This is a genomic window from Haloarcula ordinaria (assembly GCF_029338275.1).
Taxonomy (GTDB): domain Archaea; phylum Halobacteriota; class Halobacteria; order Halobacteriales; family Haloarculaceae; genus Haloarcula; species Haloarcula ordinaria.
The window spans coordinates 1825165-1850479 of the sequence record NZ_CP119789.1 but is presented as its reverse complement, the minus strand read 5'-3'; the positions used below and the strand labels follow the sequence as shown (position 1 = coordinate 1850479).

The following is a 25315-nucleotide window of genomic DNA, read 5'->3' as shown; positions in this document are numbered from 1 at the left end:
GCCACAGCCATGCCATTCGACCTCCGGGAGCACACCGCCGACGTCGCCGTGGAAGCCACCGGTGCGAGCCTCGGCGAGACGTTCGCCGCGGTGGCCGACGGCCTCGCGGCCGCGATGTGCGAGGACGTCCCGACGACGGGCGACCGCTTCCCGGTGACGCTCGCCGCGGAGTCCGGCGAGGCGCTTCTCTTCGACTATCTCGACCAGCTGATATACGAACGCGACGTGCGGTCGGTGCTCCCCGTCGACAACGAGGCGACAGTCAGCGCCGACGGCGACGAGTGGCGGCTCGAGGCGAGTGCACGCGGCGTCCCGCTGTCCGACATCGTCGCTCGCGAGATAAAGGCGGTGACCTACTCTGAGATGGCACTGGAGGCGGTCGACGACGGCTGGCGCGCCTACGTCGTCTTCGACGTCTAATCGAGGCGCTCACCGCAGTTCGGGCAGAAGCTCACGGTCGTCTCGGTGGGGAGGTCGGTACGACAGGCCGGACACTGGTCGGGCGTCCCCGCGCTCGCGGCGTCCTCGGTGAACACTGCGGTGTCGTCGTACCACTCGTCGTCTTCGTCGGATTCGGGGATGGGGTCGTCGGGCGTGAACACCCGCGTTCCAGGGCGTTCGGTGGTGTCCTGGATTTCGGCTTCGTTTTCGCCCTCGTCAGTGGTCGACCCCGCTGGGTCTTCGGACGCTGCGTCGGCTGTGTCACCCGACCCGTTCGTCGCGGCTGGATCCGGCGCGTCGCCCGAGTGACCGGTCACACTCCGTGTGTTCCCCGGGTAACGCTGCCCAGGGCGTGGCTGTGGGTTCTCCAGCGGTGCGCGCAGTGAGACGGCCAGGCCGAGAATCGACTGCGGGACGAGATACGCCGCCGAGAGCACCGCGGGGACGAGCACGGTCAGCGAGAGGAGAGTCCCGGCGTCGGTCCCGCTCGCGGTAACGAATGTCCCGGCGACGGAACTGACGCCCGCGGCAGCGAGCTGGGTCCCGAGCGTCCCATTCAGCGCTCCCAGCGTTGGTGCGTGGAGCAGCCAGGCCACCGCGAGGCCGGACAGGGCCAGAACGGTCAGAACCGAGAACAGCACCGTGACGGAGAACGTGTAGACCCGGTAGCCGTAGGCGAGCGTCCGGACGAAGAGGTGGGCCGAGGCGACCGCAGTCAGGGCGAGCAGCGAGGGCGAGGGCCCCGTCGCGACCGTCAGCCCCACGAGCGTGAGCACGGCGAGTCCGGACGGCGCGAGCAGTGCGCTCGGGTGGTCGAACCGGTATCGGGACTCGAGGTTCCCGCGGGAGTTCTTGAGGGAGCGGTCCAGCAGCGCCGTCGCGACGAGGGCCGGGACGGCGACCCAGAGGAGCACGGCGACCAGGGACAGCGAGTCCAGCTGGACAGTGGCCAGCGAGACGACGGTGGCCGTATCGAGCGCCGGGAGACTCGACTGGAGGAGTCGTCCGGTCACCACCACCCAGAGTCCGTAGCCGAGATAGGCGAAGAGACCGCCGGCGACGAGCCGCCGCTCGCTGGCGAGCAGGCGGACGGAGTCACGGAACGCAGCGGTCAGGGAACCACCCCACATGTGTCGGTGGTTTTCACAGCGGGCGCATAAGTGTGTGTGATAACCCGGTCACGGCGCTTCGATGGTGAGCGTCGCGACGCCGGAGAGATCCACCTCGTCGCCGGGGCCGACGGGTTCGCGGTCACCCTTCGTCAGCGCACGGCCGTTGAGTTTCGTCGGGTTGTCGCCCAGGTCGACGAGGTAGAACCCGTCTGCCTCGCGGATGAACCGCACGTGTTCGCGGTGGACGCGGACCGCCTCGTCCTCGGTGCGACCGGCGTCGGTCAGCGCCGCCCGGACCTCGCGGCCGACGCGGTCGCCGTCCGCGACCTCGATATCGGTGCCGAGCACCGAGAGCACCAGTGACTCCGGCACGGCCTCTGCACCCTCGTCGGACTGCGCGGCCAGGGCGTCGACGGCGTCCTCCGCTGCCGTGTCGTCCGCCTCGCCGTCGCCCTGGCCGCGGTGAGCGTCTAAGTCCTCCCCGCAGTTCGCACAGAAGTTCTCGTCGCCGGAGAGCTCGGTCCCACACGAGGGGCACTCGGTGAGGTCGTCGCCGGGGTCGACGGCTTGTACGTCGGCCCCACACTCGATGCAGAAGTTCGCGTCGGCAGCCAGTTCGGTCCCACAGTCCGGACACTCGATGGTCGCCGGGACCGACACCTCGGCTTCCTCGGTTTCCTCGACCGGTTCTGCGTCGGTGTCCGGGGGGTCGGGCTCGGGTTCGGAGTCTGCTTCGGTGCTCCCGTCAGCTTCGGGTTCCGACTCGGTCGTGTCGGTCTCGTCGCCGTCGACATCAGCGTCCGCAGTGACGTCCGGGTCCACGTCAGGAACGGATTCGGTGTCCATGTGGGAGTCGTTGTCCACGTCGGCGTCGTCGTCCGGTTCTGTGTCCGTCTCGGAATCCCCACCCTCGAAAGTACTGTTCGCGCCTTCGAACGGGTCGGTCGCCGGATGCGGGTCCGATTCGGCCCCAGCGTCGTCGGCGTCGGACTCCTCGACCGACGAGTCGTCGGTGACGGTAGCCGCAGCCACCGAAGCGTCCTCGTCAGCGTCGCCGTCGGTTCCCTCCGCCGAGACGTCCCCGTCGTACTGCCACTCGCCGCAGTCGGGGTTCGTACACCAGCCTCCGGCAGCCGCGGGGTCGAAGGTCCCGCCGCAGATGGGGCACTCGACCTCGTCTCCGTCGTGTGCGTCGGACATAGTTGGCTAAAGGCTATCTCCCAGGGAGCAAAAACAGTTGCCCACGAGTTGACGATTAGTTGTCAGTTATTATGACCGTATCCTGGTCCCGGACGTCGACGCCTGGGTCCGCGTCGCGGACCGGCATGCCGCCTGATTCGGGTGTCACCGGCAGCGCCGAATCACCGAACAAGAGGACTGAGACGTTGTCTTTGCCGCCACGCTCGTTGGCCAGCGAGACGTACTCGCGGGCGGCCTCGTCGAGCGAGGTCGCACCGAGCGCGACGTCCCGTATCTCGTCGTCGGTGACGACGGCGTCGCGAATGCGCTCGGCCACCGCCTCGGACCGGTCCGACGCGACGTACTCGTCGTAGAGGTCAGGGGCGTTGGTCTGAGCGTCGACGAGGCCATCGCTGGTCACCAGGACGGTGTCCTCGGCGTACAGGCGGACGCTCCGAGTATCGACTTCGACGGCCGCCTGTTCGGGGTCCTCGTAGCCCGAGCCGCCCAGAGCGCGGGTTATCTGGTTCCCCTCGGGGTGGACGTGGGCCTCGACGTCGTCGATGTCCCCGGCATCCTCGCGCTCCTGGACGATGGCGTGGTCCTTCGTCAGCCTGGCGATGGTCTCTCGGGCCGCGTTGACGACGTAGGCCCGGCTGTCGCCGACCCAGCCGTAGTGGAGGTGCCCGTCGGCGTAGACCCCGGCGACGACGGTCGTATAGGACTGAGTGCCGGACGCGGCCGCGTATCGGATAATCTCCCGGTGGGCGTCGAGGATAGCGTCTTCGACGGCCGTCTGGACGTCTTCCTCGCCAAGCGGCTCGGGGAGCACCGACCGGTCGACGTCCACGTCGAACTGGTCCGGATGGCTCCGAGCCGCGCGAATCGCGACCGGTGCGAGGCGTTCGGCCACGGCCGTCGTCGCGATGTAGGACGCCGCGTCGCCCGCGTCGTGGCCGCCGGCCCCGTCCGCGAGGACGAACGCCGCCGTCGAGCGGTTCATCGGTCGCTCGTCGTCGGTCGACTGGCCGAGGTAGCCGTCGCGGTGGCCCTCCTCGAACACCGAGATGGAGACGCTGTCCTCGTTGATTCCCCGCCCGCGTTTCCGCTCGCCGATGTCGTAGTTGGTGCTGTATCGCATGGTCATGTCTCCGGATGGAACTCGAACGTGACGCCGTAGGTCGGGTGGACGAGCGACACCAGGTCGCCGTCGTGGAGCCGGACCGACTCCGGGGGGACGTTCCCGTGGCGGTCCGTCGGGTCCTCGCCCTCCTCGCGCAGGCGGTCCCGACCCGCCGCACAGAGGACCCGCTGCCAGCCCTGGCCCTGCTGGACGAAGGTGCCGTTGAGGCTCCGGTCGTGGAGGTACCAGTCGCCGTCCTCGGTGTCGAACTGGACCTGGACAGAGGAGATGTACTCGCCCTGTGGGTCGTCGATGGTGACGGACGCCGACGGCCCGCTCGCGCCCCGCCGACCGATGGTGTCGCCGGGTTCGACGACGAACCGCTCGTCGGCCTGGATGTATCGAACCGCGGCCGTCGCCGGCGGTTCGGGGTCCCGGTTCTGGAGCACCTCCTTCAGGACCGTCGCGTTCCGGTAGCGGTCCCGGTAGTCCGTCTGCGTCGCCCGTTCGACGATATCCGCCAGGTAGGCGTCGCAGTCCGCCCCGAAGTCCCGCGGGTCGACGCCGTCTTTCTTGGGGACGCTCCCCTTCAGGAGAAAGAGGAGTATCTTCCCGATAGAGTAGACGTCCGACCAGGGACCCTGGCGGACGTCGGTCCGACTCGCCTCGGCGACCTCACGGGGCTTGAACGGGCCCAGGATGGTCGTCCCGGTGTTCCCCGTCGACGGGTCGCCGGCTGCGTCGAACCCGGTGGCCGTGTTGAAGTCGATGAGCGTCGGCGTGATGTCCGGCGTCAGCATCACGTTCTCGGGTTTCAGGTCACGGTAGACGATTTCGTGTTCGTGGAGGAAGCCCATCGCGTCCGAGAGGTCGATGCCAATGTGGCGGACCTGCTCGGTGTCCTCGATTGGGCCGTGGCGGTCGATGACCTCGTCGAGTTCGATACCGCCCTCGACCAGCTCGACGACCAGGAAGGGGACATCCCGCTCGGTCACCTGGTCGTAGAGGTCCATGACGTTCTCGTGCCCCCCGGCCGCCCGTATCTTCAGCAGCGTCTCGGCCTCCTTCTCGAAGTACTCCTCGATGACCTCGGGGTCGTTCTGGGACTCCCGGTAGTTCGGGTGTTTCAGGACGACGCTGTCGCCCGTCGTCGTATCGACCGCCCGGTAGGCCTTCGCGAAGCCGCCTTTGCCCAGGAACTTGCGGAGCTCGTACCGGTCGGCGACGACGTCGCCCTCCTCTGGTTCCCAGGTCATCGCTCACTGGTCAAGGTAATCATCGATGGCGGCCCGCTCCGGTGACTGAAAGCGAGTCACTTCTGTATCCCGTCGTCGGTCACGATCTTGGTCGCCTCGCTCTCTTCGGCCCGGCCGCCCTCCGCGACGATTCGCGTCTCGCGCTCGGCGGACTTGACCGCCTGCGTCTCTGCCCCGTGTATCTGGGTCATCTTCTCGACCTGGGTCTGGGCTTCCGCGACGTTTCCCTTGCCGAGTTCGGTCTTGATGACGGTCTGGCGGTGGTCGATGTCGACGGCCTCGTTGTGGACGCTGAGTTTCTCGGCGTCGTCGGTGTACTCCACCTCGATGGCACCGTGTGCTGTCTCGCCGCGGGCGGTCAGTGTCACGTCGGCGAGCGTCACCGTCTGTCCGACGTCGCGCGGCGGCGCGTGTATCTTCAGGACGACTCGCTGGGTCTGGCGGTCCAGCAGGTCCGGCAGGCGAATCTCCGTCGAGTTGCCCGTCCACTCGACGTCGACTGCCTGCGTCTGTGGCAGCGCGCGGTACACCTCGCTGACCTCGACGCCGTCGGCCACGTCCAGCTCGAGTTTCGCGTCCGGTGCGACCAGCGTCCCGGCCTCCTCGACGGCGTCGCCGAAGAACGACTCGATGTCGCCGGCCGAGTCGAGATGGGTCCACTCGCCGCGGGCCGTCTCCCCGAGCGTCCGAATCGTCTCCTTGCGGTAGTCGTCGCCGATGCCGGCCGACTTGATTCGGATGCCGTCCTCGTCGATGGCCCGGGCTAGCGACCCGAACTCCGCCTTGCCGTGGTTCTGATCTTTCCCGTCGGAGAGAAAGAGGATTCGACGGGCGGTGGTGTCGTCCGTCGGGAGGTGGTGCAGCGAATCGCGCGCCGCGACCAGGCCCCGGTAGATGTCCGTGCCGCCGCCTGCGGTGATGGCGTCGACACGGTCGAGGGCGTCTTCCCGCGAGATGTCGCCCCATCGCGTCGCGTCGAGGACCGTCTCGACGTCCGTATCGAACGTGACGATGGAGACGTAGTCGTCGTCCTCGAGGAGGCCGAACACCCACTCGGCCCCGTCGCGGGCCTGCTGGATGTCGTCGCCGGCCATCGAGCCACTGGAGTCGATACACAGCGCGATCTGTCGCGTCGAACGCCCCTCCCGTCGGCCGGGGTCGACTTCGATCTCCGCGGTCAGTTTCGCCCCGTCTCCCGGGACGTACGGGCGGTTGACGTCCGTCACGACGTTCGCAGTCATACGGTGAAGCTGGTCAGACGACCCGTTATAAGTTTTCCCCGGAGGGCGCGGGGACCTATCACAGTAACCACACGTGTTCGATAATCCTTAATAGGTTTGCCCCATCTCGTTAATACATGACCGTTGTCAGCGTCTCGATGCCGGAATCGCTGCTCGAGCGCATCGACGAGTTCGCCGAGGAACACGGCTACACCGGCCGGAGCGAGATTATCAGGGAAGCCAGCCGGAACCTGCTTGGCGAGTTCGAGGACAAGCGCCTCGAGGGGCGCAAGCTGATGGGCATCGTCACCGTCCTGTTCGACTACGAGACGACCAGCGTCGAGGAGAAGATGATGCACCTCCGGCACGAACACGAGGGCATCGTCGCCTCGAACTTCCACAGCCACGTCGGCGAACACCGCTGTATGGAGCTGTTCGTCCTCGAAGGCGACCTCGAGGAGATCTCCTCGTTCGTCGGGAAGATTCGCGCGACGAAAGACACACTGAACATCGACTACTCCGTCGTCCCCGTCGACGACTTCGCGACGTTCGCGGACGTGGAATAAGAAACAGCGGCGGTCGATGTCATATTCACTCGACGACAATACCCCCAGCCCTCGGGCGACCGTTACTGCTTACGGAATCGGTCTAGCGGTCCACAGCGCTAGTTCGGTTGAACTTTGGTATCGGTTCCACCGTCGATTACGTTGTTGTCCACATTCGTGAATCGGTTGCGGATGACCTTGTTGTTCGACCCAGCGGCGACCTGAATACCGATAGTGTAGTGGGATATTGTATTATTCGTCACCTTCGCGTTGTCGCCGGCAAAGAGGAGTATTCCCCAGTCGTCGTCACTACCCTCGTCGATACGATTTCGAATGATTCGATTGTCGCTCCCTAGAGAGGCGACCCCGATTTCAGTATTCGTGAGCGAGTTCTTCTGGACCGTGATACTGTCGACGCCGAAGAGGAGTACGCCCGTTGCGACAACCTGGCCAGTGTCTTCGTAGACGTGGTCACGAACGTCGTTATCTTGGATCGCTCCCTCTGCACCACCGCTCATTTGAATGCCGTTTTGACCGATGATATCAGTTACACCCGCTCCGACGACCGTATTCCGTTTGATTTCAGCAGTGGTACCCGCGTTCTGGATGACGATGCCGTTCTTCTGGTAGTCCTCGAGTACGTTGTCCTTGATGTCGACGGTCCCCCCGCCCCGGACCACGATTCCGACGCCTCGCTGATTACCCTTGAGCTCGTCGTCGCGGACCCGCACGACAGAATTATCTCTAATCGTCCCACTGGCACCCTGATAGAGGATGCCGTCGAAGTCGTCTCCCTCACCGTCGCCGTTGCCCGCACCGTCGATCTCGAACCCCCGCACCTCGACGTCGACTGAGCCCTCGACGCGGACAATTCCTCGAGACATGAGCGAGTCAGGCGATTCAATCGTGGGGGAATTCTGTCCACGTAGCGTGAGGTCTTTTGTTATCGTGACTTCCTCGACGTAGGTTCCGCCATTGACGACCACAGTGTCCCCGGGAGCTGCGTTGTCTACGGCTGCCTGAATCGAACTATAGTCTTCCGGAACCCTAATCGTTGCTGCGGCAGCGGTTCCAGTGAGGGTCGGAACCCCCACTACGGTTATAGAACCTGCGAGAACGCTTCGTTTCAAGAATCTTCGCCGCGTTTCGAGTTCGAGAGTCGGTGTATTACTCATGATGTCGCTCCGCGTAACCGGGATTTGACACACGCAGGGGTCAACTATAAAATTTCCTGAAAGTATAGTAATCCAATACAATTCGAAACTACCCAGAACCGTCTCCAGAAGGGGACAGGCATCAGTCTCGCAAACCATCGACTATCCCGTCGTCTCGGCTGGCAACTTCAGCACGCTCGCTGACCTAAAGTGGAAGACCCGAAATTCGTGTTTAGACAGCTTCTGGCTGGACCTTCGTCCCGACCCACAGCAGCGTCCCTAGCAGCGCGACGACAGCGATGGGGAGGAGCCACTGGAACACCGTCAGGACACCGGCACTGGCCTGGATACCGACGACCAGCAGGATTGTCGGCCCACAGCAGACGACCCCTGAGAGCAGTCCCGGAATCCCGGCGGCCGCGCCGGCACCTGGCCCGAGCCGGCAGGCCTTCGGGCCGCGCCAGGCGACCAGCGAGACGCCGAAGTTCAGACCGACGAGCGCCGCCAGCACGCTCCCGAGCGCGAGGTTCAGCGGCGCGACGGGCAGCTCGACGGGCCCGACCACCAGCAGGGCGACGGGCTCCCACTGGACGGTCCCGACCGGCCGGAACATCCGCGAAAGCGGGTTCTCGACCACCGAGAGGTCGAAGCCCCACGGGCCCGTGCCAAGGTGCGAGAGGCCGTACAGGTAGACGACCAGGTACACCGTCGCGGTGAGAAGGAACACCCCCTGTCCGTCGCGCCGTGACATCGCGCCCCGAATAGCCACGACAGTGTTGCTCAGCAGTCCCAGGGTGCGGTCGACGACGGTCCGCCCCTCGGTCGACACTTCACTCGACATATGGTATCTCGGGGTAGAAGCCCGCCCACGCGAACCACATCCCGTCGAAGGCAATCTGACTCGGAAGTGGGAGTCGGTCGGCCGAGTACGTGGTCCCGTCGACGCGGTAGCCGTCCCCGTCGGGCGTGACGGTCACACCGCCGCTGTTCTCGTAGATGTAGCCCGTTCGGAGGGTCTGATCGGCGACGGCGACGTAATCCGTCTCGCCGATGCTCCCGGTCAGGACGCGCTGCTCGAGGAGTGCGTCTTTACCGAACGACAGCGCACCCTCACTGGTCCGGGTGCCGATGACGACGTGTTTCGGACGGTTCCGGTCGTCGCTCATGAGCGCTGGGAAGATGGTCTGGTCGCTGACGTAGTAGCCCCGGTCGGGGTTGTACTGACCGTACGGGTCGCTCCCGTAGCGTCGCGAGAACCCCGTCTCGTCGGTCAGAACCACGGTGTCGGGGTAGGCTGCCTGCCAGTGCTCCCAGGTGGTCCAGACGACGCGGAACTCCTGGAGTGACTGGCCCTCCATCTCGCCTTCGACTGCGGTGCCGGTCACCTGAGGCCACCGGCTGTCGGTCCCACGGTCGTACATCACCAGATTCGAGTTGACGAGGTCGCCGGAGGTCCCGAACTCGACGGCGCCGCGCTCGAAGCCCTGTGCGGTGCCAGTCAGCGGACAGTAGGTCACGGCGACCGGGTCGCCACCGAGGACGTCGTTGACGATCTCGTGCCAGACCAGAATCAACTGTGGGTAGGCCTTCGCCTCACCGTCGCGGACGACCCCGAACACCGGGTCGCCGGGGTCTACTGTCGCCTCGTCCGCGGCCACGAACTGCGGGTCGTCGATGGACGGAATCCCGTCTTTCGGGACGCCACCGCTCGTAATCTCGCCCCGAATCGTCTCGACGTCGTGGCCCAGGTACAGCGCCTGGTCGCGCGTCGGCGGCCGAGCGTCGCCCCCGCTGGTCGTCGTCACCTCGCCCTCCGTCGGGGTCGCCGTTGTCGTATCGCCCTCGGTCTCGGTGTCCGAGGACCCTCCCGAACCCCCGGTTCCGGTACAGCCGGCGAGGCCGGCGACTCCCACAGCACCGAGCGCCCGGAGGACGGTTCGGCGTTTCGTGTCCATACACTAACTGGTCGTTCCAGCGTCAAAACCTCGCGGTGAGGGGTCGGTAACCACACGCGACCGCCTCGAGACAGCGAGACCACCACGGCAGATGGCCAGTGACTGGCGTCTCGGAGGGTATCGCGGACGCCGGCCGCGTCACTCCTCGTCGAGCAGTCCGACGACGAGTTCCGCGACGGCCGAGAGCTCGTCCTCGTTCACACCGTGACCCATCCCCTCGTAGATGCGTTCGTCGACGTCTGCGCCCAGTCGCTCGAACACCTCGGTCGTGACCTTGACCCGTTCGAGTGGGATATGCGGGTCGACGTCGCTACAGCCGACGAACACCGGCATCCCATCGAGGTCGCCCTCGTAGTCGTCGGGGTCGACGGACTCGCCGATGAGCCCGCCACTCAGTGCCACGAGTGCACCGTAGCGGGCCGGGTCGCGCGCGACGAACTCGCTCGCGAGGCAGGCTCCCTGAGAGAAGCCGAGCAGCATGACCTGCTCCGGGGGGATGCCGGCGGCTTCGGCCTGGTCGACCGCGTCGCGGACCGCCTGCAGGCCGGAGGTCCGCCCCGGTTCGTTCTGCTCGACGGGCGCCAGGAACGACTGGGGATACCACGTGTTCCGGGCCGCCTGCGGCGCGAGCAGCGCCAGCCCGTCCTGGTGGACCTCCTGGGCCATCTGGACGATGCTCCGGGCTGTCGCGCCCCGGCCGTGGACCAGCACCGCAGCGGCGCTAGCGTCCTCGAGCGGCGTCCCGGCCGTCACGAGCGGCTGGTCCTCGTGTGGCCCCGTCATTCAGTTCGCCCCCGTCGTCGCGTCGGTCTGTGTCGCTGTCATACCCGCAGTACTGCCCCGACGCTCTTGAGTCGTTTCCTCTCTGGCGCGGCCGACTGGTTCGCTCAGTCGACGACCCGGAGCCGGAGCGTGATGCCGTCCTGGTCCTCGAACTCTACGCCGTCTTCGCGGTCTGTCACCGCGACACCGGCCGATTCGAGACGTCCACGGGCGGCCTCGAGACTCGACCGGTCGGGCACGAGGAGTTCGACCCACGACAGGCCGCGGCCTCGCCGTGGCGCGGTCCGCCCCCGCCACGTGTTCAGGCCCACGTGGTGGTGGTAGTCATCCGCGGCGACGAACAGCGCTCCCCGAACTTCCTGCCGGAGGGTCAACCCGAGCGTCTCGACGTAGAACGACCGCGCAGCGTCGAGGTCGGACACCTCGAGATGGACGTGCCCGACGTCCGTTCCCTCGGGGACCCGGTCGCGGCCGTCGCTCTCCGAGCGGAGACTCTCGAGCGGGAGCGGGCGCGTGGCCATCTGGACCCGGCCTCGGTCGTCCTCCGGCCACTCCGTGCGCGGGCGGTCACGATATATCTCGACACCGTTGCCCTCGGGGTCCGAGAGGTACAGCGCCTCGCTGACGTCGTGGTCGGCGACACCGTCGAGCCCTGCGTGGTCCTCGATTCGTTCGAGTGCGGCGCCGAGTGCCTCCCGCGATGGGACCCGGAAGGCAGTGTGGAACAGCCCCGCCTCGTCACGTGCCCGTTCGGGGCGGTCGGGGGCGGCGACGAGTTCGAGCAACGGCGTCGTGCCGTCACCCAGGACGGCCCGCTCCTCGGTTCGTTCGTGGCCGACCAGGCCGACGACGTGCTCGTAGAATGCGACGACGTCGTCGAGGTCGGCGACGGTGAGTGCGACCCGGCCCACGCTGGTCTCGGGCGGGAGTCCCTCGGCGCTGGTCATACCCGCCGTTCGCTCGAACGGCTATTAAGCAGCGTGCACCCGTCGCCGATATCTTCAGGCACCGACCGAGTCAGAGAGCACCCACACTGTCGACTCGAACGCCACATTGTCGCGGTCGACCACTCGCCGACCGGCGTCCAGACACCCGTCACCGTCGAGGGCTGGACCGGAGCGAACTGTGGCGCTCGAGGAATAGACTGGAGAGAAAGGTGGCGCGTGTACACACGTCACAGCCCTCGAGGCCGGTGTTCTCTCCGTCCGCAGGGGGTGATTGTAAGAGATAGACGCAAAAGTTACCATCGGCTACGACACTCGGGTCCGGCCGAGACCACCTCGAACGGGCGAGTCACCGGGATTGCCGCCCGAACAGCCGTCTCTGGCCCGTTGCTGATTGTTGAGGTGCTTGCCACGGACCGTCCGGATAAACGGTGGCGCCGCTAGAGGAACGTAATGGCAGACAAGACTGCAGGCGTCTCGCGACGCGCGTTTCTGACTGGTGCTGGAGCGACTGCGACTGTCGGCCTCACCGGCTGTCTCGGCATGGGTGGGAGCGACGAGCTGACGCTCGCGTACATGCCCATCTTCCCGGACCTCCAGTACTTCGTGATGGACCAGGAGGGCTACTTCGACGACATCGACGCGACTGTCGACGCCCGGGAGTTCACCGACGGTCCGGCCATCGTCCAGGCCTACGGCGGCGGCGAGCTCGACGTGGCGATGTTCGGCATCGTCCCTTCCATGATCGTCATCGACCGGGGTATCCCGGCGCAGGTCACCGCCGCGAACATCAAGGAACCGATGGCCATCATGGCCCACGAGGACCTCCAGTCGCTGTGGGCCGACCACGGCGCTGACGCCTTCTCGGTCTGGCGCGAGGAGACTGGCCGGAAGTTCCGCTTCGGGACCTTCCCGCAGGGGTCTGTCCCCGACGTGCTCCTGCGCTTCTGGCTCCGGGAGGCCGGCGTCGACACCTCGCAGGTCGATATCCTCGAAATCAACGGCGCGAACGCCGTCTGGCAAGCCATCGCCAACGGTGAAATCGACGGCTCGTCTATCATGGAGCCGGTGCCGACCCGCGCTGCGGCCGCCGACGCACTGGTCCAGACGTTCAGGCGCGCCGACGAGGTCATGCCCGGCCAGCCAGCGGCCGTGACGCTGATGCGCGACGACATCCTCGACTCGCCCGTGGCGACGCAGTTCCTCGAACAGCACGTCCGGGCGACCGAGTTCATCCAGAACAACCCCGAACGGACCGCCGACATCGTCGAACAGGGCATCGGGATGCCCGCGGACCAGGCGCTCTCGGCGCTTCAGGGCCCGCTCTCGAACTTCGTCACCGACCCGCGCGAGATCGAGAACGGGACGGAGATATTCTCGGCGTTCGCCGCACAGAACGGCCAGATAGACTCGGCGCTGTCGCAAGCGGAGATATTCGACTACAGCGTCTACGACGGGCTCTAGGAGGAGACCGATGGCAATCGACGTCACCGACACCGTAGAGCAAACCGACGATGGATACCCCTCGCTCGACCGAGTCGACGGCCGCCGAGTGCTTCGGGGTGCTGCCGGCCTCGCAGCCTTCGTCGGCCTCTGGTTCGCCGTCTCCCTCGTCCAGCCGTCGTACGTCCTCCCCTCGCCGGTCGCCGTCGCGACGACGTTCGTCGAAGAGGCGACCACAGGTAGCATGCTGACCGCGCTGGGTAACAGTGTCCTCCACTGGATTCCGGGTGCCGTCGTGGGGACCGGCGCTGGCATCGCCGCCGGCATCGCGCTCGCCTGGAGCCCGTTGCTCGACGACGTCACCTCGCCCGTCGTGCGCGTGCTCCGCCCGGTGCCACCGCTGGCGCTCATCGGGTTCGCCATCGCCTGGTTCGGCATCAATCACGCCGGCGCGGCCTTCATCATCGCCGTCGGCGCGTTCTGGATCAACTTCTACGCCACCTACGGCGGCGTCGAGGGCGTCTCCGACGACCTCCTGGACGTCGCCCGAAGTCTCGGTGTCCAGGGTGATATCGAGCTCGTCCGGGAAGTAGTCGTGCCGGCTGCACTCCCCGAGATTACGACCGGCATCCGGACCGGCATCGGCCGCTGCTGGATGCTCGTCGTCGCCTCCGAGATTTTCGGCGTGCCCGGCATCGGTCGGCGCATCCTGCGCGCCTCGAACAACCTGCAGGTCGACGTCGTCATCACCTACATCCTCGTCCTGAGCCTGCTGTTCCTGCTCGTCGACGTCGCGTTCCGCGCGGCCCAACGGAGGGCGCTGGCATGGCGCTGACGGACTCGGACGTCGACCTCGAGACGAGCGCACCGCCCCGCGTCCGTATCGACGGCGTCGGCAAGCGGTACGCCGACGAGTCGAACGGACGCGTCCAGGCCCTCGAAGACGTCTCTTTCGACGTCGAACCCGGGTCGTTCGTCTGTATCGTCGGCCCCTCGGGCTGTGGCAAGACGACGCTGTTCCGCATCATCGCCGGTCTCGAAGGCGCGACCACCGGTGGCGTCTTCCTCGACGGCGAGCGCGTCACGGGTCCGGGCCCCGACCTCGGCCTCGTCTTTCAGGAGTACCACCTCTTCCCGTGGCGCACGGTGTCCGGGAACGTCGCGTTCGGCATGGAACAGCAGGCCGTGTCCGAGGCCGACCGCCGCGACCGCGTCGAATCGCTCCTCGACCTCGTCGGGCTCGACGGGTTCGGTGAGAGTTACCCCCGCGACCTCTCGGGCGGGATGAAACAGCGAGTCGCGCTCGCCCGCGCGCTTGCCGTCGACCCCGGCCTCCTGCTGATGGACGAACCGTTCGGGTCCGCCGACGCACAGACCAAGCGGATGCTTCAGGACGAACTGCTCGACATCTGGTCGGAGACAGGCAAGACCGTCCTCTTCGTGACTCACGACATCGAGGAGGCGGTCAAACTGGCCGACCACGTCGTCGTGATGGCCAAGGAGCCGGGGCGCGTCCGCGAGATCGTCGACATCGACGTCGAACGCCCCCGGTCGCGGGCCGACGAGGCCTGCGACGCGTACTACCAGCGGATTCTCGACCTCATCGAGTGACGACGGCCTGACGGAGGCCTATCTCTGGCCTGCCGTCGGGTCAGTTCCCCTATCGCAGTCGTGACTATCTCGATATCGATGCGTTCGCGGGGCTAGCACGGACAAAACGACACTCATGGCTGTCGAGGCCGCTGTATACATACGAAAACCCCCACGCGGAGAGCCGGCGATGACTCTCTGCGTGGGGGAAGTAAGGTATGAGTGGTCGGCGGCGAACCGGATTTCCCAGAGGCTCGCGCACTCCAGTACTCGCCGGAACGCTGGTGGGCTTATCTTCCGTGTTCGGGATGGGTACGGGAGGCAACCCCACCGCTATGGCCGCCTTAACGCCGAGTCACGGAGTCGAACCGTGATGGGATACCGCTCTCGGTGGTCTTCTATGACCGTATGATACGTGCGATCCAGTTTGCGCCTGGACTCGTTCAGACAGTCGACGAGCAATTCGTCGGTGAATGCGAGTCACAGTGCGTATGATTGTGGCTTTGAGTTGTTAGTACTCGTGGGCTCAACACTTCGTTACCTCAGTGCGTACACCCCGAGTCTATCGACCGCGTCTTCTACGCGGACTCTCTGCGGTGTCTCTTTTCCAGGTGGGTTTCGAGCTTAGATGCGTTCAGCTCTTACCCCGTGTCGCGTGGCTACCCGGCACGTGCTCTCTCGAACAACCGGTACACCAGTGGCGACCAATCGTAGTTCCTCTCGTACTATACGATCGTTCCCGTCAGACACCATAACACACCCAGTAGATAGCAGCCGACCTGTCTCACGACGGTCTAAACCCAGCTCACGACCTCCTTTAATAGGCGAACAACCTCACCCTTGCCCGCTTCTGCACGGGCAGGATGGAGGGAACCGACATCGAGGTAGCAAGCCACTCGGTCGATATGTGCTCTTGCGAGTGACGACTCTGTTATCCCTAGGGTAGCTTTTCTGTCATCAATTGCCCGCATCAAGCAGGCTAATTGGTTCGCTAGACCACGCTTTCGCGTCAGCGATCCTCGTTGGGAAGATCACTGTCAAGCTATCTTTTGCTCTTGCACTCTTCGCCGGGTCTCTGTCCCGGCTGAGATAGCCTTAGGGCGCGCTCGATATCTTTTCGAGCGCGTACCGCCCCAGTCAAACTGCCCGGCTACCGGTGTCCTCCTCCCGGAGTGAGAGTCGCAGTCACCGACGGGTAGTATTTCACTGATGGCTCGGTGGCCCCGCTAGCGCGGGTACCTGTGTAATGCCTCCTACCTATGCTGCACATCGGCGACCACGTCTCAGCGACAGCCTGCAGTAAAGCTCCATAGGGTCTTCGCTTCCCCCTGGGTGTCTCCAGACTCCGCACTGGAATGTACAGTTCACCGGGCCCAACGTTGGGACAGTGAAGCTCTGGTTAATCCATTCATGCAAGCCGCTACTGATGCGGCAAGGTACTACGCTACCTTAAGAGGGTCATAGTTACCCCCGCCGTTGACAGGTCCTTCGTCCTCTTGTACGAGGTGTTCAGATACCTGCACTGGGCAGGATTCAGTGACCGTACGAGTCCTTGCGGATTTGCGGTCACCTATGTTGTTACTAGACAGTCCGAGCTTCCGAGTCACTGCGACCTGCTCATTTCCTGAGCAGGCATCCCTTATCGCGAACTTACGGGACTAACTTGCCGAATTCCCTAACGTCGGTTGCTCCCGACAGGCCTTAGCTTTCGCCGCTATGGACACCTGTGTCGGTTCTCGGTACGGACATCATACTCGTCTTTTCACGGGCCCCAGGTTGAACCACGTTTCCCTGTCTCGCCGTTCGTCCGCTTCGTGCCGTTATGGCTTCCACGGAGTTTGACGATTCGACCGGGCGAAGGCCCGGCGTGGTCGACCCCAGGGCGTCAACTTTCACTGTATGATGGCACGGGAATATTAACCCGTTTCCCATTTCGTCATCGTCGAGTTGCGGGATGACTTAGGACCGGCTAACCCCCAGCTGATCAGCAGTGCTGAGGAACCCTTATCCATTAGGCCGTCGGGGTTCTCACCCGACTATCGCTGCTACTATGGCCAGGATTTTCGTCACTCATCGGTCCACAGGAGCTCTCGCCCCTGCTTCCATCCAATGAGAGCGCCAATCTACTCGATTACCCTGTAACGGGTACGGAAAGGTCTCGGTGGTGGATTTGAGTCCCGATCATTTTGGGCGCCTCAAACCTCGGCCGGTAAGCTGTTACGCTTTTCTTAGAGGGTAGCTGCTTCTAAGCTCACCTCCCGGCTGTCTAGGGCTCGAGACCACCTTCAGAGGATTACACTTAATCCACACTTGGGGACCTTAACCTTTCTCTGGGTTGTTCCCCTCACGGTGCACAGGCTTACCCCGCACACCGGAATCCCCGCGTCAAACGGCGTTCGTAGGTTTGGAGTTTGACAGGTGTGCCGACTCCTCTCGGAGGCGGTCACACCAATCGGTCGCTCTACCCCACGAACTACCTCGGCGGAGGTCATGCTTCGACATGTTTCGATTGGAACCAGCTGTTGCCGGACTCGATGGGCCTTTCACCCCTACACATAGATCACGAGAGGGTATTGTAGGACACCAACTCTAACAGGCCTCCACGTGCCTTTCGGCACGCTTCACCTTGTCCATGCGTAGATCGTCCGGATTCGGGTCGTGTCCACGTGGCTCCCCGCCCTTGAAGACGGCGGCCCTCGGGCAAAGCCCTGCGGCCATGTCGGTTTCCCTATGCCTCCCCCGATGCTCGGGTTAGACTTGCCATGTAGACACACTCCCTGGCTCGTTTTTCAAAACGTACGATAGAACATCGGCTTCCCGTGAGTCTTACTGGACGCTCGCGCGTCGGTCATTCGTCAGGGGACCTTGTATGCCCTATCGCTCCATCGCCAACTGAGTTCAAGCTCTATTTCACCTCCCTTCTGAGGGTACTTTGCAGCGTTCGTTCACACTACTTGTGCACTATCGGTCTCGAGGAGTGTTTAGCCTTTGCAGTCGATGCCTGCAACATTCGCGAGGGATATCCAACCCCCGCTACTCTGGAACTACCGCACACTGTACTGATCTCGATTACGGGGTTGTCACCCTGTATCACGCTCTGTTCCAAGAGACTTCGTCGAGATGGTCGAGTGATGAGAGGTAGCCCTGACACCACATGTCCCGTGAGGGATTCGGTTTGGGCTGTATCGCGTTCACTCGCGGTTACTAACGATATCGCATTGCGCTTTCTTTTCCTTCCGATACTAAGATGTTTCAGTTCTCGGGGTTCCTCATTGCGCGAGGCAATTGCTGAGGAGATTCTCATTCGGAAATCCAAGGTTCTTCGCCTCCGTGCGGCTCCCCTTGGCTTATCGCAGCTTGGCACGTCCTTCATCAGCTCTCGAGCCGAGCTATCCACCAGCTGGCATAGTAGCCAACGTCGTTGTGACTCGCTAAACTGCACTGAACGAGTCCAGTGGACGCCTGGATCGCACGTACACACGGTTTCATACTCGCCCCCAAGGTGGGAGAGGTGGGCGAGTCGACCCTTCCCAACCGCGGTTTGACCCGGGTTGGTGCATCAGTCGTCGTACCACATCCGAGCGCCGTCCCACACTTAAGGGGAGCGGTTCGGGCGTGACACGAGATACGGACCCGTCGGGAGTTGCACCCGACACCCCGTGAGGGGTATCCGCCTCGGATAGGTCTCGTGAGCCCAGCGGGCCCATACAGCAGTCCGCTTCGGTGTCGTCGGCGGGTGCCGACAACGATTGTGGGCTGGGGCAAAGCCCCAGTCCCGGTCTGTAGGAGGTGATCCAGCCGCAGATTCCTCTACGGCTACCTTGTTACGACTTAAGCCCCCTTGCGGAGCCCAGATTCGACCATCGCATGATGGCCTCATCCGGACCCCACTCGGGTGCTTTGACGGGCGGTGTGTGCAAGGAGCAGGGACGTATTCACCGCGCGCTTCTGACACGCGATTACTACCGAATCCAGCTTCATGCGGGCGAGTTTCAGCCCGCAATCCGAACTACGACTGCGTTTGGAGATTAGCTTCGCCTCTCGGCGTCGCATCCCACTGTCACAGCCATTGTAGCCCGCGTGTTGCCCGGTCCATTCGGGGCATACTGACCTACCGTTGCCCGTTCCTTCCTCCGCTTTAACAGCGGCAGTCTCCGTAGTGTACCCGACTACCTCAAGGGTATCGCTGGCAACTACGGATGCGGGTCTCGCTCGTTGCCTGACTTAACAGGACGCCTCACGGTACGAGCTGACGGCGGCCATGCACCTCCTCTCAGTAGCGTCGGGTAAAGTCGTCAACCTGACCGTCATGACTACTGTCGGGACCGGTGAGATGTCCGGCGTTGAGTCCAATTAAACCGCAGGCTCCTCCGGTTGTGGTGCTCCCCCGCCAATTCCTTTAAGTTTCATCCTTGCGGACGTACTTCCCAGGCGGCCTGCTTATCGTCTTCACTACGGCACATCACGTGCTCATGGCGCGTGACATACCTAGCAGGCATTGTTTACAGCTAGGACTACCCGGGTATCTAATCCGGTTCGAGACCCTAGCTTTCGTCCCTCACCGTCGGGTCCGGTCTCTTGACGTGGTTTCCCCATTGGTGGTCCGTCCAGGATTACAGGATTTCACTCCTACCCCGGACGTACCCGTCAAGTCTCTCGGCCCCAAGCCGTGTAGTTTCCGCTGGACGCCGGCCAGTTGAGCTGGCCGATTTCCCAACGGACTTACACAGCAGGCTACGGACGCTTTAGGCCCAATAATATCGGCCATCACTTGGACTGCCGGTATTACCGCGGCGGCTGGCACCGGTCTTGCCCAGTCCTTGTTCCTGAACCACCTTACGGTTCAGAAAAGCGAGGACTATATGCCCTCGCACTCGGAGTCCCCCTATCGCACTGTCGTGCAGTGTAAAGGTTTCGCGCCTGCTGCGCCCCGTAGGGCCCGGTATCTTGTCTCAGATACCGTCTCCAGGCTCTTGCTGTCACAACCTGTACCGATTATGGGCATGGTGGGCCGTTACCCCGCCATCTACCTAATCGGCCGCAGCCACATCCTACAGCGCCGGAACGTTTCCAGCTCTCGGCACTCCAGCGTGAGAGCTGTATCCGCTATTGGCCTCAGTTTCCCGAGGTTATCGCGGTCTGTAGGGTAGTTTGGCCACGTGTTACTGAGCTATACGCCGCGGGTCTAACCCGCGCGACTAGCATGGCTAAATCGGACTCCGATAGCAATGGCCTCCGGCAGGATCAACCGGAATGTGCTGACTGAGTCAGCGGCGGGTGTTGCGTGGTGCAACATCTGAGTGTGGTATCACTCCGTCGGAAGCGTAACACATCGATTTCCAGTATCGATGTTAACTGCTGTATGGGTCCGTGGGCTCACATCAGATTCCATCTTGACGGCGGACCGCAGGGGTGGAATCCTCATCGGTCGAGAGAGTCTGGGTCACCCGAAGGCGACGTCGACGTGCTCTCTGCGAACAGCCCGGGCGTCGAAGACGCGTCGGACCGTATCGCCGGGGGGCGCTCCCCCGTGCGACCTTCGCATTTCTTCCGAGGAGAGGGGTATATATAAATGACTCGTCTCAGAGGCACCCTGTGCAGGCCCCACACGGCGCACATGTGACGTGGGTTCGTCACACACCGAACCGCAGGACTGCAGCCGAACAGTAGCAGTAATAGTAACTATACTGATTGATACACAGACACACGGTTTTCGGCCCGTCCAGAACGTGGCCTACAGAGAGACAGTAGCAGCCCCGAGAGAACTGAGCAGTACGGAGAACTACGTCGTTCTCCCGACGCCGGAGTGCCAGTGGTGCGTGTTCCGACGGCCTGTGGTCGCGCACACGCGACACTGGAGAGACGGCAGTCGACACAGACGCTAGCATGTGGGCTGGCGCCCGGCGTTATCGGGACAGCGCAGGTGCTACTGCTCGAGTGTGTCGAGACGGGCTACAAATATGAAAATCAGGCAGTCAGGGAGTCGACGTGACCCTCTGCACGGAGCTGGTCGGCGTCCTGGCCGGTGTAGCGCCACTCGATGTTGGCTTTCTCGTCCTGCCAGTCCCAGGGTTCTGCGAGGACGATGTCGTCCTCGTTAATCCAGGTGCGGAACTTCATCCGACCGGGGATACGGCCGAGACGCGTCTCGCCGTCCTCACAGCGGATTCGGACGTGGTTCCCGCCCAGGTGTTCTGTTACGACTGCGAACAGCTCGTCGTTTGTAGGCATACGGAGATTCCGTCGCCCTGTATCTTCGCTCACGGGTAATCTTCGTTCTCACGCCGTATAAATTGACTGAGAGTTGAGGTACCGCGTACCACACGCCGGGGCCGCTCAGAAGACGTACTCGTCGTCGTGACCCATCATGCCGTCGTCGTCGAGCGGGTCGTCACCGAAGCCCGGCTCCTCGGATTCCTCGCTCGGGCCACTGACCTTGTAGGCCTTGAGGCCGGTCGAGAGGAGGTTCTCGAAGGCGTCCTCGCGGTTGAGAAACTCGCCCTGGTCGACTAGTTGGGAAATCTGCATCTCGAGGTGCTCCGGAACGGAGAGTTCTACTTTGGGCATCTAACTACCCTGGGGTTCAGCAAGGGTGTATTTAAACGTAGTGGCAAGCACCTCCGGCAGGGGCCAAACGCCCTGTACTGGCCGAGCCGGTGGCTGGTCGGCAGGGGTCACTGAGACTGTCGCAGAACGGCTTAGTCGGCGGTGAGCGTGAGCGGTTCGTCGCTACGCTGCATCATGTCGTCGGTCAGTCCACCGGCGAGGGCGAAGACGGCGTCCTTGTGGTCGGTCTTCGATTTGTGGATCGAGGTCGGCTTGACACCGAGTGTCCGATACTCGTCCTGGTCTACGTCGGACCCTGTGTCTGCTTCGTAGTGGTTCTGTACCTGTGCGAGCAGGCTGTGAAGGTGGATGAGTTCCTGCTTTCTCATGGGTACAACAGCATAGCGGACGAGGGTTTATAGTATTATCTTGCCACATAGTACCATACTCTGGTAGCCCAAGCCGTGACGTTCCGGCATCGATTCGGAAGACCGGACGGTGATGGAGGGGCGGAGGGTGAGAGGAGCGCCTCGCGACGAGTATTGAATTTCCCAGGCACAAGCGCCCCGATGGGTGTGGGTGAAACCGACCGTAAGCATCACGGCAGCAGCACCGGCGACTGCGTGCGTCGGGACGCGGGGCTGACTAGCGGCTGCTGTCGTGGCCGTCGGCGTGGCAGTCATCACTGACGGCGTCGTGCGGTCCGACAGGACCGTGCTCCGGACAGGCCCCGACGATGGGGGTGGCGTTGAGACAGCAGTGCCGACGGGACGAGGCGATCAGTCCGGTCACGAGCTGCTCCCCACACCGTCGACAGTACTGGGGCGCCGAGTCCATACGGCGGCTACTCGCTCGGCGACCAAACGTCTGGTGGGGGCCGTCGAACCGTGGTCGCGACCGGGGGCACCCTGCAGATTAAATAAACGGACGACGTAGTTCCGGTCGAGTGACGGCGACACACACCACGGAACGGGCGGTGATCGCGAAGCGAGTCGACAGTGGGACGGCAGACACCGAGGAGATACGGGACCTCGCCCACGCGGCGGGCTACGACGTCGTCGCCGAGATAACCCAGACCCGAACGGAGGACCCGGCCTACCACATCGGGGAGGGGAAGGTCACGCGCCTCGCGAACGCGGTCGCCCGCGAGGAGGCGACGGTCGTCATCTTCGACAACCAGCTGGGCCCGTACCAGACGTACAACATCGGGAACGAGCTGGCCAACGGCGTCCGCGTCATCGACCGCTTCCGGCTCATCCTCGAGATATTCGGACAGCGCGCACACACGCGGAAAGCCCAGCTCCAGGTGGAGCTCGCGGAGCTGCGCTACGAGCTCCCGCGCGCCGAGGCGAAGGCGAGTCTCGCCAAGCGCGACGAGCGCCCGGGGTTCATGGGACTCGGCGAGTACGACGAGAGCCGCGAAGAGGACATCAAGAAGCAGATATCGAACATCCGGGACGAGCTCGAGTCCATCGAGAACACGGAGCAACACCGCCGCGAACAGCGCCGCGAGTCGGGATTCGACCTCGTCGCGCTGGCCGGCTACACCAACGCTGGGAAGTCGACGCTGCTTCGGCAGCTCGCGACGGACCTCGACGTCGACGAGAACGAGGACCTCCACCCCGACCTCGACACCACCGCCGAGAGCGAGGACCGGCTGTTCACGACGCTCGGGACGACGACCAGACGCGCCGAGGTCGGGAAACGAGAGGTGCTGGTCACCGACACCGTCGGGTTCATCCAGGACCTCCCCCACTGGCTCGTCGAGTCGTTCAAATCCACGCTCGATTCGGTGTACCGTGCGGACCTCGTCCTCCTCGTGGTGGACGTCTCGGAGTCCGTCGAGGAGATCCGCGAGAAGCTGGTGACGAGCCACGACACGCTGTACGAACGCAACGAGGCGCCCATCGTCACCGTCCTGAACAAGACCGACAAGGTCGACGACGAGGAGGTCCGCCGGAAGAAGGAGGCCCTCTCCGCGCTGGCCCCGAACCCGGTGGCCGTGAGCGCCCAGGTGGGTCTGAACGTCGACGCGCTCGCGGACCGCATCGACCGGGAGCTTCCGGACTACGAGCGCGAACGGCTCGTTCTGCCGATGACCGACGACACCATGAGCCTCGTCTCGTGGATTCACGACCACGCCCACGTCGAGGCCGTCGACTACGGCGACCAGGTGGTCATCGAGTTCGAGGCCCGACCGGCTATCGTCGAGCGCTCGCGCGCGAAGGCCGGGGACCTCGCGAGCGCGTCGGCCTGACTACGCGCCCCAGAGCACGGTCGGAATCGAATCGAGTAGGTCAGTGGCTACGAGCCCGAACCCGCGCGCCTCGACCACGAGGTCGCCGGCGCTGCCGGTGGCGTACGCCGCGATAGCGGCCGCGGTACGTGGTTCGTGCGTGCACGCGAGCGCACCCGTGACGCCCGCGAGGACGTCACCGGTCCCGCCGACGGTCATCCCGGCGTTGCCCGTCCGACCGACGCGGGTCACCTCGCCGTCCGAAATCACGTCGTAGGGACCTTTCACCAGCAGCGTCTGGCCGAGGTCGGCGGCGAACGAGGCGACGAGGTCGGCCCGCTCGCGCCAGTCGTCGCTCGTCTCGCCGCCCATCCCCCGGAGCTCGCCCTGGTGGGGCGTACAGACGAGCGTCGCGTCGGTGTCGACGTCCGGCACGACCGAGAGGGCGTCAGCGTCGACGACGGCGGTCCCGTCGAACCGTCCGAGGAGGTCGGCGACGGCGTCCATCGTCGCCCCGTCGTCGCCGAGGCCTGGCCCGAGGACCACCGTGTCGTGGCCGGCGGCGAGGTCGAGGAGCCGGTCGACGTGGCCGGGTTCGAGCCGGTCGCCGTCGTACGGGCGGACGATGAGGTTCTCGCTGTACCCCTGGAGCTCGCGCGCGACGGCCGACGGGCAGGCGACCCGGACCAGGTCGGCACCGGCCCGGAGCGCGGCCTGGGCCGAGAGCGCCGGTGCGCCGGTGTAGGGCCCGCCGCCGACAACCAGCACCTCGCCGTTGTCGCCCTTGTGGCTGGCCGGGTCGCGCGCGAGTCGCTGGAGGTCGCCGCGCTCGACGAACAGCTCGGCGTTGGCGGGGATGCCGATGTCCGCGACGGTCACGGGGGCGTCGAGCGCGGGCAGGCCGGGCTTGGTCTCGTGGAACGTGACGACGTGGTCGGCCTCAACCGCGTTCGTGGCCAGCGTGCCGTCCTCGGCGTCGAGTCCCGAGGGCACGTCCACCGAGAGGACCGCCGCGTCGCTGTCGTTCATCGCGTCCGCAGCCGTGGCGGCGGGTTCCCGGAGCGCGCCGCTGATACCGGTTCCGAGCATCGCGTCGACGACGACGTCGGGGGCCCCGAGGTCGAACGCAGACGCGTCGCGGACCTGCTCGGTGGGGTACTCGGCGCGCTGGAGAGCGTCCCAGTTCTCCCGGGAGATGTCGGTCGTGATGGTCTCGGGGCGGCCGAGCAGGAGAATCCGGAGGTCGTAGTCGTCCAGAAAGCGGGCCGCGACGAGCGCGTCGCCACCGTTGTTCCCCCGGCCGGCGACGATGGTCACCGCGTCCCCGGGGGTTGCGAGGTCCCGGACCGCCCGTGCGACAGCGTTTCCCGAGGACTCCATCAGCTGCTTGCGAGGGACACCGAGCGCCGCCGCGTTCTCGTCGACGACGCCCATCGCTGAGCCAGTAAGCATGCGCGGGGGTTCGCCGGCCACCCTCCTAACGATAGGGGGCAGCGAGGGAATGACTACCAGCGGACCTCGAACCCGTCGAGCCCCTCGGGGTCTCGGTAAGTCACGTCGACGTCGGTCACCTCGGCGCGCTCGCTTCCCTCGTGACAGAACTCGACCATCGCCTCGACGGCGGCTTCCTCGCCCTCGAAGACCGCCTCGACCCGCCCGTCGTCGAGATTCTTCACCCAGCCGTCGACGCCTCGCTCCCGGGCCGTCTCCCGCGTCGTCGCCCGGTAGTAGACGCCCTGGACCCGTCCGGAGACGAAGACGTGTGCTCGCGTGCGTGTCATGGGTCGC

At 64.5% G+C, this 25315-nt stretch carries 22 protein-coding genes and 3 rRNA genes; 6 read left to right on the top strand and 19 right to left on the bottom strand.

All coding sequences use genetic code 11. The features are described from left to right. The first annotated feature begins 9 nt into the window (after positions 1–9). Positions 10–420, top strand: coding sequence for an archease (locus P1L41_RS09850; RefSeq protein WP_276295556.1), 411 nt, complete (start codon positions 10–12; stop codon positions 418–420). Here P1L41_RS09850 and P1L41_RS09845 read toward each other — a convergent pair. Genes P1L41_RS09845 through P1L41_RS09825 form a run of 5 tightly spaced genes read right to left on the bottom strand, consistent with a single transcriptional unit; the run spans position 417 to position 6352 of the window. Beyond that, positions 417–1571: a zinc ribbon domain-containing protein gene (locus P1L41_RS09845; RefSeq protein WP_276295555.1), complete on the bottom strand. Its 1155-nt coding sequence runs from the start codon at positions 1569–1571 to the stop codon at positions 417–419. The genes P1L41_RS09850 and P1L41_RS09845 overlap by 4 nt on opposite strands. Before the next feature lie 48 nt (positions 1572–1619). Next, positions 1620–2753 carry a zinc ribbon domain-containing protein gene (locus P1L41_RS09840; RefSeq protein WP_276295554.1) on the bottom strand — a complete coding sequence of 378 codons (1134 nt, stop codon included), beginning with the start codon at positions 2751–2753 and terminating at the stop codon, positions 1620–1622. A gap of 55 nt (positions 2754–2808) precedes the next feature. Continuing rightward, on the bottom strand, positions 2809–3873 hold the full coding sequence (locus P1L41_RS09835) for a PP2C family protein-serine/threonine phosphatase (RefSeq protein ID WP_276298454.1): 1065 nt from the start codon (positions 3871–3873) through the stop codon (positions 2809–2811). Positions 3874–3875: 2 nt separating this feature from the next. Beyond that, positions 3876–5111, bottom strand: a complete 1236-nt coding sequence (locus P1L41_RS09830) for an FHA domain-containing serine/threonine-protein kinase (RefSeq protein ID WP_276295553.1) — start codon at positions 5109–5111, stop codon at positions 3876–3878. Positions 5112–5167: 56 nt separating this feature from the next. Beyond that, positions 5168–6352, bottom strand: a complete 1185-nt coding sequence (locus tag P1L41_RS09825; protein ID WP_276295552.1) for a vWA domain-containing protein — start codon at positions 6350–6352, stop codon at positions 5168–5170. A gap of 116 nt (positions 6353–6468) precedes the next feature. Here P1L41_RS09825 and P1L41_RS09820 point away from each other — a divergent pair, with 116 nt between their 5' ends. Then, positions 6469–6897, top strand: coding sequence for a CopG family ribbon-helix-helix protein (locus P1L41_RS09820; RefSeq protein ID WP_276295551.1), 429 nt, complete (start codon positions 6469–6471; stop codon positions 6895–6897). Between the two features lie 98 nt (positions 6898–6995). Here the strand turns inward: P1L41_RS09820 and P1L41_RS09815 are convergent, their stop codons facing one another. The 5 genes from P1L41_RS09815 to P1L41_RS09795 form a co-directional block, all read right to left on the bottom strand. Continuing rightward, a complete protein-coding gene (locus P1L41_RS09815) occupies positions 6996–8051 on the bottom strand; it encodes a right-handed parallel beta-helix repeat-containing protein (protein WP_276295550.1) in 1056 nt (351 codons plus the stop codon). 211 nt (positions 8052–8262) lie between these two features. Continuing rightward, on the bottom strand, positions 8263–8871 hold the full coding sequence (locus P1L41_RS09810) for a hypothetical protein (RefSeq protein WP_276295549.1): 609 nt from the start codon (positions 8869–8871) through the stop codon (positions 8263–8265). Next, the gene (locus P1L41_RS09805; RefSeq protein ID WP_276295548.1) at positions 8861–9985 is read right to left on the bottom strand and encodes a DUF3179 domain-containing protein; all 1125 of its coding nucleotides are present in this window, start codon (positions 9983–9985) and stop codon (positions 8861–8863) included. The genes P1L41_RS09810 and P1L41_RS09805 overlap by 11 nt, the downstream gene beginning before the upstream one ends. A gap of 138 nt (positions 9986–10123) precedes the next feature. Further along, positions 10124–10768: an alpha/beta hydrolase gene (locus P1L41_RS09800; RefSeq protein ID WP_276295547.1), complete on the bottom strand. Its 645-nt coding sequence runs from the start codon at positions 10766–10768 to the stop codon at positions 10124–10126. Between the two features lie 104 nt (positions 10769–10872). Next, positions 10873–11715 (bottom strand): VOC family protein, encoded by an 843-nt coding sequence (locus P1L41_RS09795; RefSeq protein ID WP_276295546.1) that lies wholly within the window; start codon positions 11713–11715, stop codon positions 10873–10875. 450 nt (positions 11716–12165) lie between these two features. On the opposite strand from P1L41_RS09795, the gene P1L41_RS09790 reads away from it, so the two are divergent. The 3 genes from P1L41_RS09790 to P1L41_RS09780 are packed head-to-tail and all read left to right on the top strand — an operon-like array spanning position 12166 to position 14766. Next, positions 12166–13176, top strand: coding sequence for an ABC transporter substrate-binding protein (locus P1L41_RS09790; RefSeq protein WP_276295545.1), 1011 nt, complete (start codon positions 12166–12168; stop codon positions 13174–13176). Between the two features lie 10 nt (positions 13177–13186). Beyond that, a complete protein-coding gene (locus tag P1L41_RS09785) occupies positions 13187–13990 on the top strand; it encodes an ABC transporter permease (protein ID WP_276295544.1) in 804 nt (267 codons plus the stop codon). Next, a complete protein-coding gene (locus tag P1L41_RS09780; RefSeq protein WP_276295543.1) occupies positions 13981–14766 on the top strand; it encodes an ABC transporter ATP-binding protein in 786 nt (261 codons plus the stop codon). The genes P1L41_RS09785 and P1L41_RS09780 overlap by 10 nt, the downstream gene beginning before the upstream one ends. A gap of 203 nt (positions 14767–14969) precedes the next feature. Here P1L41_RS09780 and rrf read toward each other — a convergent pair. The 7 genes from rrf to P1L41_RS09745 all read right to left on the bottom strand — a co-directional run bounded on the left by rrf (position 14970) and on the right by P1L41_RS09745 (position 22128). Beyond that, a 5S ribosomal RNA gene (gene rrf / locus P1L41_RS09775) occupies positions 14970–15092 on the bottom strand. A 145-nt stretch (positions 15093–15237) separates the two neighbouring features. Then, positions 15238–18166, bottom strand: a 23S ribosomal RNA gene (locus tag P1L41_RS09770). A gap of 363 nt (positions 18167–18529) precedes the next feature. Next, positions 18530–20000: ribosomal RNA gene (locus P1L41_RS09765) — 16S ribosomal RNA — on the bottom strand. Together the 16S, 23S and 5S rRNA genes form the textbook arrangement of a ribosomal RNA operon. 712 nt (positions 20001–20712) lie before the next feature. Beyond that, positions 20713–21009: a translation initiation factor eIF-1A gene (locus P1L41_RS09760; protein ID WP_276277008.1), complete on the bottom strand. Its 297-nt coding sequence runs from the start codon at positions 21007–21009 to the stop codon at positions 20713–20715. 72 nt (positions 21010–21081) lie between these two features. Beyond that, positions 21082–21312: a DUF7120 family protein gene (locus tag P1L41_RS09755; protein ID WP_276295542.1), complete on the bottom strand. Its 231-nt coding sequence runs from the start codon at positions 21310–21312 to the stop codon at positions 21082–21084. A gap of 131 nt (positions 21313–21443) precedes the next feature. Next, complete coding sequence (locus P1L41_RS09750; RefSeq protein WP_276295541.1) at positions 21444–21680, bottom strand: UPF0058 family protein; 237 nt, start codon at positions 21678–21680, stop codon at positions 21444–21446. A 256-nt stretch (positions 21681–21936) separates the two neighbouring features. Continuing rightward, entirely contained in the window at positions 21937–22128 is a 192-nt protein-coding gene (locus P1L41_RS09745; protein ID WP_276295540.1) for a hypothetical protein, read from the bottom strand. Between the two features lie 109 nt (positions 22129–22237). On the opposite strand from P1L41_RS09745, the gene hflX reads away from it, so the two are divergent. After that, the gene (hflX, locus tag P1L41_RS09740) at positions 22238–23548 is read left to right on the top strand and encodes a GTPase HflX (protein WP_276295539.1); all 1311 of its coding nucleotides are present in this window, start codon (positions 22238–22240) and stop codon (positions 23546–23548) included. On the opposite strand, the gene P1L41_RS09735 is transcribed toward hflX, so the two are convergent. Together P1L41_RS09735 and P1L41_RS09730 are read right to left on the bottom strand one after the other, a co-directional pair. After that, positions 23549–24979 (bottom strand): NAD(P)H-hydrate dehydratase, encoded by a 1431-nt coding sequence (locus P1L41_RS09735; protein ID WP_276295538.1) that lies wholly within the window; start codon positions 24977–24979, stop codon positions 23549–23551. Between the two features lie 53 nt (positions 24980–25032). Then, the gene (locus P1L41_RS09730; protein ID WP_276295537.1) at positions 25033–25308 is read right to left on the bottom strand and encodes an acylphosphatase; all 276 of its coding nucleotides are present in this window, start codon (positions 25306–25308) and stop codon (positions 25033–25035) included. Positions 25309–25315: the final 7 nt, after the last annotated feature.

What these genes read in the sequence shown, in the direction of transcription:
- P1L41_RS09805 (WP_276295548.1), bottom strand. Translation starts at nt 9,985, where the DNA reads ATGGACACGAAACGCCGAACCGTCCTCCGGGCGCTCGGTGCTGTGGGA.
- P1L41_RS09850 (WP_276295556.1), top strand. Translation starts at nt 10, where the DNA reads ATGCCATTCGACCTCCGGGAGCACACCGCCGACGTCGCCGTGGAAGCC.
- P1L41_RS09790 (WP_276295545.1), top strand. Translation starts at nt 12,166, where the DNA reads ATGGCAGACAAGACTGCAGGCGTCTCGCGACGCGCGTTTCTGACTGGT.
- P1L41_RS09820 (WP_276295551.1), top strand. Translation starts at nt 6,469, where the DNA reads ATGACCGTTGTCAGCGTCTCGATGCCGGAATCGCTGCTCGAGCGCATC.
- P1L41_RS09795 (WP_276295546.1), bottom strand. Translation starts at nt 11,715, where the DNA reads ATGACCAGCGCCGAGGGACTCCCGCCCGAGACCAGCGTGGGCCGGGTC.
- P1L41_RS09780 (WP_276295543.1), top strand. Translation starts at nt 13,981, where the DNA reads ATGGCGCTGACGGACTCGGACGTCGACCTCGAGACGAGCGCACCGCCC.
- P1L41_RS09755 (WP_276295542.1), bottom strand. Translation starts at nt 21,312, where the DNA reads ATGCCCAAAGTAGAACTCTCCGTTCCGGAGCACCTCGAGATGCAGATT.
- P1L41_RS09800 (WP_276295547.1), bottom strand. Translation starts at nt 10,768, where the DNA reads ATGACGGGGCCACACGAGGACCAGCCGCTCGTGACGGCCGGGACGCCG.
- P1L41_RS09830 (WP_276295553.1), bottom strand. Translation starts at nt 5,111, where the DNA reads ATGACCTGGGAACCAGAGGAGGGCGACGTCGTCGCCGACCGGTACGAG.
- P1L41_RS09815 (WP_276295550.1), bottom strand. Translation starts at nt 8,051, where the DNA reads ATGAGTAATACACCGACTCTCGAACTCGAAACGCGGCGAAGATTCTTG.
- P1L41_RS09735 (WP_276295538.1), bottom strand. Translation starts at nt 24,979, where the DNA reads ATGCTTACTGGCTCAGCGATGGGCGTCGTCGACGAGAACGCGGCGGCG.
- P1L41_RS09745 (WP_276295540.1), bottom strand. Translation starts at nt 22,128, where the DNA reads ATGGACTCGGCGCCCCAGTACTGTCGACGGTGTGGGGAGCAGCTCGTG.
- P1L41_RS09785 (WP_276295544.1), top strand. Translation starts at nt 13,187, where the DNA reads ATGGCAATCGACGTCACCGACACCGTAGAGCAAACCGACGATGGATAC.
- P1L41_RS09825 (WP_276295552.1), bottom strand. Translation starts at nt 6,352, where the DNA reads ATGACTGCGAACGTCGTGACGGACGTCAACCGCCCGTACGTCCCGGGA.
- P1L41_RS09845 (WP_276295555.1), bottom strand. Translation starts at nt 1,571, where the DNA reads ATGTGGGGTGGTTCCCTGACCGCTGCGTTCCGTGACTCCGTCCGCCTG.
- P1L41_RS09730 (WP_276295537.1), bottom strand. Translation starts at nt 25,308, where the DNA reads ATGACACGCACGCGAGCACACGTCTTCGTCTCCGGACGGGTCCAGGGC.
- P1L41_RS09840 (WP_276295554.1), bottom strand. Translation starts at nt 2,753, where the DNA reads ATGTCCGACGCACACGACGGAGACGAGGTCGAGTGCCCCATCTGCGGC.
- P1L41_RS09835 (WP_276298454.1), bottom strand. Translation starts at nt 3,873, where the DNA reads ATGCGATACAGCACCAACTACGACATCGGCGAGCGGAAACGCGGGCGG.
- P1L41_RS09750 (WP_276295541.1), bottom strand. Translation starts at nt 21,680, where the DNA reads ATGAGAAAGCAGGAACTCATCCACCTTCACAGCCTGCTCGCACAGGTA.
- P1L41_RS09810 (WP_276295549.1), bottom strand. Translation starts at nt 8,871, where the DNA reads ATGTCGAGTGAAGTGTCGACCGAGGGGCGGACCGTCGTCGACCGCACC.